This window comes from Ruegeria intermedia (assembly GCF_900129345.1).
GTDB lineage: Bacteria > Pseudomonadota > Alphaproteobacteria > Rhodobacterales > Rhodobacteraceae > Ruegeria > Ruegeria intermedia.
Window position 1 is genome coordinate 1 of sequence record NZ_FQVK01000046.1, and the last position, 9524, is coordinate 9524.

At 59.6% G+C, this 9524-nt stretch carries 10 protein-coding genes; 5 read left to right on the plus strand and 5 right to left on the minus strand.

What is annotated here, in order from left to right; all coding sequences use genetic code 11:
- Positions 1–219: 219 nt before the first annotated feature.
- The 3 genes from F3H26_RS18590 to F3H26_RS18600 all read right to left on the minus strand — a co-directional run bounded on the left by F3H26_RS18590 (position 220) and on the right by F3H26_RS18600 (position 2268).
- A complete protein-coding gene (locus F3H26_RS18590; RefSeq protein ID WP_149777468.1) occupies positions 220–585 on the minus strand; it encodes a hypothetical protein in 366 nt (121 codons plus the stop codon).
- Complete coding sequence (locus F3H26_RS18595; RefSeq protein WP_149777469.1) at positions 575–1810, minus strand: type IV secretory system conjugative DNA transfer family protein; 1236 nt, start codon at positions 1808–1810, stop codon at positions 575–577. The genes F3H26_RS18590 and F3H26_RS18595 overlap by 11 nt, the downstream gene beginning before the upstream one ends.
- A 140-nt stretch (positions 1811–1950) precedes the next feature.
- A complete protein-coding gene (locus tag F3H26_RS18600) occupies positions 1951–2268 on the minus strand; it encodes a hypothetical protein (RefSeq protein WP_149777470.1) in 318 nt (105 codons plus the stop codon).
- A gap of 79 nt (positions 2269–2347) precedes the next feature.
- Here F3H26_RS18600 and F3H26_RS19535 point away from each other — a divergent pair, with 79 nt between their 5' ends.
- Positions 2348–2491, plus strand: coding sequence for a hypothetical protein (locus F3H26_RS19535; protein ID WP_188127817.1), 144 nt, complete (start codon positions 2348–2350; stop codon positions 2489–2491).
- Between the two features lie 168 nt (positions 2492–2659).
- Here the strand turns inward: F3H26_RS19535 and F3H26_RS18605 are convergent, their stop codons facing one another.
- Together F3H26_RS18605 and F3H26_RS18610 are read right to left on the minus strand one after the other, a co-directional pair.
- Positions 2660–3079 (minus strand): hypothetical protein, encoded by a 420-nt coding sequence (locus F3H26_RS18605; protein ID WP_149777471.1) that lies wholly within the window; start codon positions 3077–3079, stop codon positions 2660–2662.
- 218 nt (positions 3080–3297) lie between these two features.
- Complete coding sequence (locus F3H26_RS18610) at positions 3298–4584, minus strand: AAA family ATPase (RefSeq protein WP_149777472.1); 1287 nt, start codon at positions 4582–4584, stop codon at positions 3298–3300.
- Positions 4585–4813: 229 nt separating this feature from the next.
- Here F3H26_RS18610 and F3H26_RS18615 point away from each other — a divergent pair, with 229 nt between their 5' ends.
- Genes F3H26_RS18615 through F3H26_RS18630 form a run of 4 tightly spaced genes read left to right on the plus strand, consistent with a single transcriptional unit; the run spans position 4814 to position 9306 of the window.
- The gene (locus F3H26_RS18615; RefSeq protein ID WP_149777473.1) at positions 4814–5713 is read left to right on the plus strand and encodes a glycosyltransferase family 2 protein; all 900 of its coding nucleotides are present in this window, start codon (positions 4814–4816) and stop codon (positions 5711–5713) included.
- A complete protein-coding gene (gmd, locus tag F3H26_RS18620) occupies positions 5710–6834 on the plus strand; it encodes a GDP-mannose 4,6-dehydratase (protein ID WP_149777474.1) in 1125 nt (374 codons plus the stop codon). Before F3H26_RS18615 ends, gmd begins: the two co-directional genes overlap by 4 nt.
- Positions 6835–6845: 11 nt before the next feature.
- Positions 6846–7817, plus strand: coding sequence for a GDP-L-fucose synthase (fcl, locus tag F3H26_RS18625; protein WP_149777475.1), 972 nt, complete (start codon positions 6846–6848; stop codon positions 7815–7817).
- A gap of 31 nt (positions 7818–7848) precedes the next feature.
- Complete coding sequence (locus F3H26_RS18630; protein ID WP_149777476.1) at positions 7849–9306, plus strand: mannose-1-phosphate guanylyltransferase/mannose-6-phosphate isomerase; 1458 nt, start codon at positions 7849–7851, stop codon at positions 9304–9306.
- The last annotated feature ends 218 nt before the right edge of the window (positions 9307–9524 follow it).

A 9524-nucleotide genomic window follows, 5' to 3' on the forward strand; every position in this document is an offset into this window, starting at 1 on the left:
TCGCCGTTGGCGGCTTGCGGGAAGGCCGTGCATTACGGTGGGCGGTTGCCGTGGTCTTTACCGGACTCCACAGAAGGATGGTACCGTTAACCATTCCTGGGATCACAATTGAAAAATTCCAGCTTGGGACGGTCAGGTTTTCGAGCAGCTGGTCACTGCATGATCGAACACCGTCTTCCCCAAAAAAGCGCCGCGTGGATCAGCGTTGTCGTTGTCTCGTCAACTCAGCAGAATCTGTTGGGTGAACTTCAGAATATCCGAGGACAAGGGTGCCGGATTTTGATCCTGCGAGTCGATCGCCAACAACCGCCGAGCCTCGTACCTGATCTCCATGATCGCGTCATGTTCGTTTTGCCTATGGTCGTCACACCCTGCAAACGCGCTATCCGCATCAAACGGGGTCGAGCAGTCCAGTTCCCAGCGGGCGCGGATCCGGGCAGCTTCCCGGCGGGTTTGACCAAGCGGAGTATCCGCCTCATCATTCTCGAACGGAATTTCCTCTTCGGCTTCCAGATCGAGCGATAGCCGCATGGCCATTTCATCGATCTCCTCCTCCAGATCCTCAAGTTCGATATCATCTTCCATCGATGTCTCCTTTCTGCAGATATGTCGGCCATTCATGGCCTTCGTGGAGCGGGTTCGGGTCGGCCATGGCCGCCAGGCTCGGATCGGTGCGATAGTCGATCCGACGGCACAGTTTTGGTCGGCTGCCGGACATGGACAACGCCTGCAGGTCAGGCGACAGGCCCAGCAGATCCTCGAACGGCAGACCCGTCAGGTCCGAGGCAGCCGATGCCGCCGCCGCGTTGCCGGCGCCGAAAACACTCAGCACGCTTGCGTTGTCCAGAAACTCGCGATGCCGTGGGCCCCAGATCCCCTCCATCTGCCCGACCGACTGCCAGAAGCTCCAGGTTCGCACGCCGTACCCGCGCAGAAGCGAGGCGGCGACCAAAAGCTCTTCCAGCTGACCAAGCTGAGCGGCCTCGTCGATCAGCAACAGATCAGGCAGGACCGGGCGCACCTTTCTGCTGGCCAGAATCGCGATGAGCGTTCCAATCCAGACACGCAACAACGCCGCCTGCCCGGAAATCAGATGCGGAGGAACGCGCAAATAGATCGTCACGGGCGTGCCAGACTCGATCAATGCCGGCGGGATTTCGTTGCCCGACAGGCTCTTGCGTCCACGTGGCGAGGCCAGAAAAGCCAAAGGTTCGCGGATGCTGGTCAGCATCGAGGTCCGTGTCTTGTCGGGCGCGTCCTCGTAGATCGCGGCCGCGTCCCGGACAGCTCCGTCGTAGTGGGTGCAACGTTTCATCACGGCCAGGAATTCGGACAGGCGGCTTTCTCCTCCGGCCCAGATCCGGCCCAGCGTTCCCAGATGCCGGAACTCGGGCGAGAGGTAGGTCGCAATGAACAGACAAGTCCCCGCAATCAGATGCCGGGCGGTGTTTTCCCAGAACGGGTCGGGGGCCTCGCTTTTGGGCAGCAGACGCGCGGCCAGCGCGGCACATTGGTCGGGCGCTTCGGCCGAGAACGGACGGATCACCGAAAACGGATTCAAAGCATGTGTGTCCTCGCGGCCAAAGGGGTCCAGATGAAACACCTGCTGCCCCATGTCCCGGCGACGGCGCTCGGTGACGGCCGAAACTTCGCCCTTCGGGTCGTTGACGATGATGCTGCCGGGATAGGTCAGAAGGGTCGGAATGACCTGCGACACCCCCTTGCCCGCGCCGGTGCCCGCGATGGTGACAAGGCCGCCGTCGCTGGTGTCGCGGATTGGTGCGACCGCCGTGCTGTCTGCCGACCTCATGAAACCGACGGGCTGCGGGGTTAAGGCGTGTTCCGTTCCCAGCAGCAGGCCCGGAAAGGGGGCCGGGGCCCTTAGGCAAAGTTTGGGTCTGGCAGTCACTTGGCACTCCTTTGGGTTGGTTTTTTCACGTCCAAGCGGGGTCAGCGGTCATCCCCGTGAACCGCGTCGAGGAACCGCACATCGCCGCGCGTCAGCTCGCCGTTCCCGTCGAGCAGCCGCTTGGCCCGGTCACGCACCTCGGTACAGCGGGACGGGTCATCAACCAGGAGTTTGAGCGTTTCGCGATCATGGAATGTGATGGCACGCGCGAACCCGCCGCCCGATTTTTGGTTCGCCGCATAAGCATCCATCCGCGCCAGCGCGGCCTGGATATTCGCTGCGGCCCGTTCCCGGCCCGGTGTGGAAGGTTTCGACTGAATGTCCCTGAGAGTGGCCAGCATCTGAGCACGTGTCGACATGGTGTTTTCCCTTTTGTTTGTGCAGAGAGGAGAGCCCCGAGCCGGAAGGCTCGGGGCAGCGGATCACGGTTTTTTTGGCGTGGCGTTCTTTGACGCGGCCGCGGCGCAGATCGCCCAGATGATGCTGGCGACCCAGAGGAACACCACGGCCAACCCGCCGGTCAGTGGCAGCGCAACGATCCCGATCGCCAGCAGAACCAACGCGCCGACGACCGAGGCCTAGAGCAGCCCCAGCGGCCCGAACAGGAAGGCCAGCAGAAACGCCAGAATCATGCTCTTTGACGCGGTCACGACGACGGTGTTGGTGGTGGGTGTGTTGTTCTCGGTCATTGTCCGATCCTTTCGTTTTGGAGAGGTTTGGCCGGTCTCCGCTGCGGAGACCGGGCGAGGTTCAGTGCTTGGGGCGCCGGTCGCGTGCCAGTAGAACCAAGTTCTGAAGCCGGTCGATCTCGCTTTTGGTCAGTGGTCTGGCCTCCGCCTTTTCGACCAATGCGACCAGTTGCAGCAATTTGCCGGATTCCAGGCTGCCGTTCTTGATGATGGCCTTGGCCTTTTCGACACATGCATCCTGCAGGCGGGAAAACTTGGGTGCAGCGACAAGACGGCATTCGATCTCGGCCAACTTGCTGGCATCCCAATCGCTGGGAATGAAATCGGCGCCCAAAATGCGGCGGTCTTCGACCATCCGCTCGATATGCATCCGGTCTGTTTTGCGGCGGATCCGGTCTTTGATCCGTTCGAGCCGCTCCAGACGGCGCATGACGACCGCGGTCTTTTCCGCCTGCAGCGAGGGGCCAAGGATGCTGTTCATGTTCGGTGTCCTCCGTGCTTTTCAAACTAAAAACGGAGCGGCGGACGCATCTGTGACACCTCGGAGTGATTTTTTTGGAAAAAAGACGCGCGCGGCGCTGGCTTCGCCGTGAGACACGCCCAACTCTGCCGCGTGTTCGACACCAGACAAAGGCGGCTTGAACACCAGCCATGGTTGGCTGCGCCCAGAAAGCAACGCGGCGCAGCCCCAAGATCGGCTCAGGTCTTCGTGACCTGAGCCGTTTTCAGCTTCAAAAGGCGGGCAATTTCATCCGCCGGATCCTCGCCGGATTTGGGTGGCTCAAGAACGTAGAGCCCCGCGCGGGTTTCACCCACGGTCTTTGAACCACCTTCGCCCGCTTGCGGCGGTTCATACCGTCGGATCAGGCCGAACTCTTCTTCAAGGCGTTTGAGGTGACTGTAGGTGCTGGACTCGCTCCATTTGTATTGCGCGCGCGCCTTGCGGGCGAAGGCCTGCTTGCGGAAATGCGGATCGTTTGCCTTGGCCGCCTCCTTGCGCAACAGCGTCAGAACCTGGATCGTCTTCTGGTCGGCACGGCTCAACCGCGGGTCTCTGCGCCGCCGCGCAGGTTTCAACCCCTCTTTTTCGGGATCCAATGGGCGCAAGACCGGAGGCATGCCCTGCTCGTTGTTTGCAGAGTCGAGCGTGAAGTACATGTCGGGTGCTTCGTACAGCATGCGCTGTTTCTCGACCTGAAGCCGCAGGATGTCTTTCGACGCCTTCCGGGTGCGGGTCACATGAAGAATCGTGTCGGGGTCCCCCATCATCTTGGAATGCCCACGCGGACCAAAGCCCCGCCCCTTGCCGCTGTGGTGAACCAGGATGACAAGCCCGTCGAGATCTTCGGCCAGGCGGCGGCAGTTCTCCATGACGCGGCCCGCATCGCGGGTATCGTTTTCATCCATATCCGGATGGGTCGCCGACAAAGTGTCCACCACCAGCACCGGGGTCGGCCGGCCCGGTCTTGTGTCGTGGATATCGGGAAAGGCGTTGACCAACATCTTCAAATTCGGATGCATGTCACCAAGCGCATTGTGGTCGCCGGATACGGGCTCGGCCGCTTTTCCCCCGCGTCGCCCTGAAAGCAGCAGGTTGGTGACATAGCCTTCCACGAAGGCGAACTCCATCCCGTCTGTTGCTCCGCTTTTGCACGCATGTTCCGCGATCCACGCGCGCACCCGCTGTTCGGCATTCTCGCGGCCTTCTCCGATCCAGTACAACACGTTCGCCTTGGGCGAGATCCGTTTCAAACCGTCAGCGCGCAATCGCGCTGCATCAAGCTGCTCATTCGGCCCAAGAGGCCACGGGACACCCGCAGCCATGCTCAGGACCAAGTCCAGAACCAGAAAGGTCTTTCCGACCCCGGTCGGGCCATACAAAACCACCACACCTTTCGGCGGAATGAGCGATTTGATGAGCCAGGGGCGCCAGGGTCGCGCCGCGTCCTCCATGTTGATCTGATCCAGCGTCTTTCGTCTTATCATTTACGTGACTTTTCGTTCGAAACTCCGGGTCTGGAAGTCTTGGAAACCGGCTACAAGGCCAAATTGGATCATTTTTCCATTTTCCAAATTCCAACCCTAAATATTTACTACGTAAATATTTATAACCAAAGGTTAAAACCTTCTTTCTGAACCTGTTCTTTTTCGAGAACAGGTTCAGAAAGAAGGCTTCTGACGTTCTCGTCCATTCCACAAACCGACGAGGCGCAAGATGGCATCAGCTATCCCTGCAGCGAAAGCTGCACAAATCTCCTTTTTCGAAAGCAAGGCGAAACTCTGCACCGAGATCGGCCGCCTGTGCGCACGCTCCGCGCAGGGCTACATTCGCAATATCGCCTGGCTCGACGCCGAGGATGTAGCGCAGGAACTGGTTCTGCGGCTCCTGAAGAAAAAACGGCTGAAGCGCTCTCGCAAAGGCTGGTGTTTGGTAAACCGCCGCAACCAACCCGTCGGCCCACTCGCGGCCCAAATCAAGGTCGCCACCCTCGACATCATCAAGCGATTTGCTCGGCCCTCGACCCACTTGATTTCGGAGCGAGATAACGGGCTCTACGATGCGATCAATCGAGGGATCTCCCGCGCCTCTGGCGACGTCATTGGCCTGATGCATTCGGACGACTATTTCGCTCATCCTGACGTTCTAAAGCGGGTCGCCAAAGCCTTTGAGGATCCCGAGGTGCACGGGGTGTATGGCGACCTCGACTATGTCTCGGCTTCAAATACCGGCCGGCTCATTCGAAAGTGGCGCTCGGGCTCTTACGACCCGGATCTTCTACGGCGAGGCTGGATGCCGCCGCACCCGACACTGTACCTCCGGCGTCAGGTTTTCGAGAAATGGGGGCTCTATGATCCCGGCTTCCAGATTGCTGCCGACTACGACGCAATGCTGCGTTATTTGTGGCGCGGAAAAATCCGCCTCGCCTATGTGCCAGAGGTGCTCGTCAAGATGCGGGTCGGGGGCGAAAGCAATCGCTCGATCGGGCGGATCATTCGAAAATCGCGAGAAGATTATCGCGCAATCCGCCGCAATGAGGTCGGAGGAATTGCAACCCTCCTCCAAAAGAACACGAGCAAACTGAGCCAATTCATTATCAGAGAAAAAAGACCATGACCAAAAAGGCTCTGATCACGGGGATCACGGGGCAGGACGGCTCTTATCTGGCTGAATTTCTGCTGGAAAAAGGGTATGAGGTGCATGGCATCAAGCGCCGCGCCTCGTTGTTCAACACGCAGCGCATCGACCACATCTATCAGGACCCGCACGAGCCGAACCCCAAGCTGCAGCTGCACTACGGGGATCTCAGCGACACCTCGAACCTGACGCGCATCATTCAGGACGTTCAGCCGGACGAGGTCTATAACCTGGGCGCGCAGTCCCATGTTGCGGTCAGCTTCGAGTCACCGGAATACACGGCGGATGTGGACGCGATCGGCACCCTGCGCCTGCTGGAGGCGATCCGGTTCCTCGGCTTGGAAAAGAAGACACGGTTCTATCAAGCCTCGACCTCCGAACTCTACGGGCTGGTGCAGGAAACCCCCCAGCGCGAAACCACGCCATTCTATCCGCGCTCGCCCTATGCTGTCGCCAAGCTCTATTCCTACTGGATCACGGCGAACTACCGCGAGGCCTATGGCATGTATGCCTGCAACGGCATCCTGTTCAACCACGAGAGCCCGCGGCGTGGCGAAACCTTCGTGACCCGCAAGATCACCCGCGGACTGGCCAATATCGCGCAGGGGCTCGAACCCTGCCTCTACATGGGCAATATCGACTCTCTGCGCGACTGGGGCCATGCCAAGGACTACGTGCGCATGCAGTGGCTGATGCTGCAGCAGGACACCCCCGAGGATTACGTGATCGCCACTGGCGAGCAGTATTCGGTGCGCCAGTTCATAAGCTGGGCCGCCGCCGAGCTGGGCATCAGCCTGGAGTTTTCCGGCAGCGGCGTGGACGAGATCGCCACCGTCACGGCGGTCGAAGGCGACAAGGCCCCGGCGCTGAAGCCCGGTGACGTGATCATGCGGATCGACCCGCAATATTTTCGCCCCGCCGAGGTCGATACGCTGCTAGGTGATCCCTCGAAGGCCAAGCAGAAACTGGGCTGGGAGCCGGAGATCACCGTGCAGGAGATGTGCGCCGAGATGGTGGCCGAAGACCTGAAAACCGCCCGCCGTCACGCGCTGCTGAAAGAGCATGGGCTGGACCTGCCGGTCAGCCTGGAAAACGGCTGAGGAGTCCGGCGATGCGCAAGATCTACGTGGCCGGGCATCGCGGCATGGTGGGTGGTGCGATCCTGCGCCGGCTCGAGGCCCGCAAGGCGGCGGGCGAGGCGCTGGAACTGGTCACTCGCACCCATGCCGAACTCGACCTGACCGATCAGGCGGCAGTGCGCGGTTTCATGGAGACCGAACGCCCGGACGTGGTGATCCTTGCCGCGGCCAAGGTGGGCGGTATTCACGCCAACAACACCTATCCGGCGGATTTCATCTATGAAAACCTGATGATCGAGTGCAACGTGATCCATCAGGCCTTTGCCGCCGGGGTCAAACAGCTGCTGCAACTGGGCTCGTCCTGCATCTACCCGAAAGAGGCTCCGCAGCCGATGCGTGAGGACGCGCTGCTGACCGGAACGCTGGAACCAACCAACGAGCCATACGCCATCGCCAAGATCGCGGGGATCAAGCTGTGTGAAAGCTACAACCGGCAGCACGGGGTCGATTATCGCTCGGTCATGCCGACGAACCTGTATGGGCCGGGTGACAACTTCCACCCCGAGAACAGCCACGTTCTGCCCGCCCTGATCCGCCGCTTTCACGAGGCGGTGCGCGACGGGCTGGACGAAGTGGTCATCTGGGGCACGGGCAAGCCGCGGCGCGAATTCCTGCATGTGGACGACATGGCCGAGGCTTCTCTCTTCGTGCTGGACTTGCCGCGCGCGGAATACGAGGCCAACACCCAGCCGATGCTGAGCCATATCAACGTGGGCAGTGGCGAGGATATCTCGATTGCCGAACTGGCGGCCTTGGTAGCCAAGGTCACGGGTTTCAATGGCCGCATCACGCAGGACGCCTCCAAGCCCGACGGCGCCATGCGCAAGCTGATGGACGTGACACGGCTGGCCAACATGGGCTGGCGGGCCCGGATCGGGCTCGAGGAAGGGATCCGCGAAACCTATCAATGGTTCTTGGAAAACCAGAACAGCGTTCGGCGCTGAATTACCACATCAAGTATTCAAAGAGGGCATCATGAGCCGGACTATTCATCCTTTGCTTCTCTGTGGTGGTTCCGGAACCAGGCTTTGGCCGCTTTCACGCAAGAGCTACCCCAAACAATTCGCCAAGCTTACAGGCGAGGAAAGCCTTTTCCAGGCTTCGGCAAAAAGGCTTTCAGGGGAGGGGTTTGCCGCTCCGATGGTCGTCACTGGTTCCGATTTCCGCTTTCTCGTACTCGAGCAGCTGGCGGCTGTTGAGATCGCTCCAGCTGCGACTCTGATCGAACCAGAGGGAAGGAACACGGCTCCTGCAATATTGGCAGGTGCACTGGTTCTAGAAGCGCAGGAACCAGGTTCCCTGATGCTGGTGGCCCCATCGGATCATGTGATCCCTGACGCGGATCAGTTCCGGGCAGCGGTTCAGGCTGCGACATTCGCTGCAGAAACGGGTCAGCTTGTCACCTTCGGTATCCGCCCAGACCGGCCCGAAACAGGATATGGCTGGCTGGAACTGAGCAAGGTGCCCGAAGCGGATTTTGCTCCTGTCCCGCAGCCTTTGAAGCGCTTCGTGGAAAAACCCGATCTGCAAATGGCACAAGCGATGCTCGAAGGCGGCAAGCATCTCTGGAACGCGGGGATCTTCCTGCTCTCGACCTCGGCACTGATTGCCGCCTTCAAATCCCATGCTCCAAAGATGCTGGAAGAAGTGTGTGCTGCCGTCGAGAATGCCAAGCAGGACTTGGGTTTCACGCGGTTGGCATCAGAACCTTGGCATGCACTTGAGGACATCTCGATCGACTACGCGGTTATGGAGAAAGCCGACAATCTGGCAGTAGTTCCCTATGGCGGCACTTGGTCAGATCTTGGTGGCTGGGATGCTGTATGGCGGGAAAGTGATTCCGATGCCGACGGCGTCGTAACCACCGGCCCAACGAGCGCAATCGACTGCAAGAACAGCCTGCTTCGAGCAGAATCCGAGTGCCAGCGCTTGGTGGCCATCGGGTTAGAGGATGTCATTGCGGTGGCCATGCCGGATGCGGTTCTTGTGGCTCACAAGGACCGTGCTCAGGAAGTCAAGCGGGCGGTTTCAGAACTAAGAAAGCAGGGCGCGGCACAGGCTGAAACCTTTCCGCGGGATTATCGGCCTTGGGGCTGGTTCGAAAGCCTGTCGACCGGAGACCGTTTCCAGGTTAAACGGATCCATGTCCACCCTGGCGCAGCTCTCAGTTTGCAAAGCCACCATCACCGTTCTGAACATTGGATCGTTGTGCAAGGCACGGCAAAGGTAACCGTGGATGGCAACGAGAAACTGGTGACTGAAAATCAGTCGGTTTATGTCCCGCTCGGTTCAGTCCACAGGTTGGAAAACCCCGGAAAGGTTCCGATGGTGCTGATCGAGGTCCAGACGGGTTCATACCTCGGTGAGGATGATATCATCCGTTATGAGGATCTTTACGCCCGAGATCTGGAGACAAAGAAGATGGTGGGCTGAAAAGTACCGCCAAGCTGCAGTTCTCAATATAGCTTGGCGACAGTGATGTGGCTGCTAACAAATAGGCACGCCAGATACGAAGATAGGAGCCAGGCGGAATGAATGAATTCGGAAAACGCCTGGTGGAGTTGCCCCCTGAAAGTGGTCCACCACCTGGGATAGATTTGTCCCGCAATTGGAGGATCAGCGATGGCTGGAAAACGAGAGAAGGCCGAAGA

What these genes read in the sequence shown, in the direction of transcription:
- F3H26_RS18590 (WP_149777468.1), bottom strand. Translation starts at nt 585, where the DNA reads ATGGAAGATGATATCGAACTTGAGGATCTGGAGGAGGAGATCGATGAA.
- F3H26_RS18595 (WP_149777469.1), bottom strand. Translation starts at nt 1,810, where the DNA reads ATGAGGTCGGCAGACAGCACGGCGGTCGCACCAATCCGCGACACCAGC.
- F3H26_RS18600 (WP_149777470.1), bottom strand. Translation starts at nt 2,268, where the DNA reads ATGTCGACACGTGCTCAGATGCTGGCCACTCTCAGGGACATTCAGTCG.
- F3H26_RS18605 (WP_149777471.1), bottom strand. Translation starts at nt 3,079, where the DNA reads ATGAACAGCATCCTTGGCCCCTCGCTGCAGGCGGAAAAGACCGCGGTC.
- F3H26_RS18610 (WP_149777472.1), bottom strand. Translation starts at nt 4,584, where the DNA reads ATGATAAGACGAAAGACGCTGGATCAGATCAACATGGAGGACGCGGCG.
- F3H26_RS18615 (WP_149777473.1), top strand. Translation starts at nt 4,814, where the DNA reads ATGGCATCAGCTATCCCTGCAGCGAAAGCTGCACAAATCTCCTTTTTC.
- gmd (WP_149777474.1), top strand. Translation starts at nt 5,710, where the DNA reads ATGACCAAAAAGGCTCTGATCACGGGGATCACGGGGCAGGACGGCTCT.
- fcl (WP_149777475.1), top strand. Translation starts at nt 6,846, where the DNA reads ATGCGCAAGATCTACGTGGCCGGGCATCGCGGCATGGTGGGTGGTGCG.
- F3H26_RS18630 (WP_149777476.1), top strand. Translation starts at nt 7,849, where the DNA reads ATGAGCCGGACTATTCATCCTTTGCTTCTCTGTGGTGGTTCCGGAACC.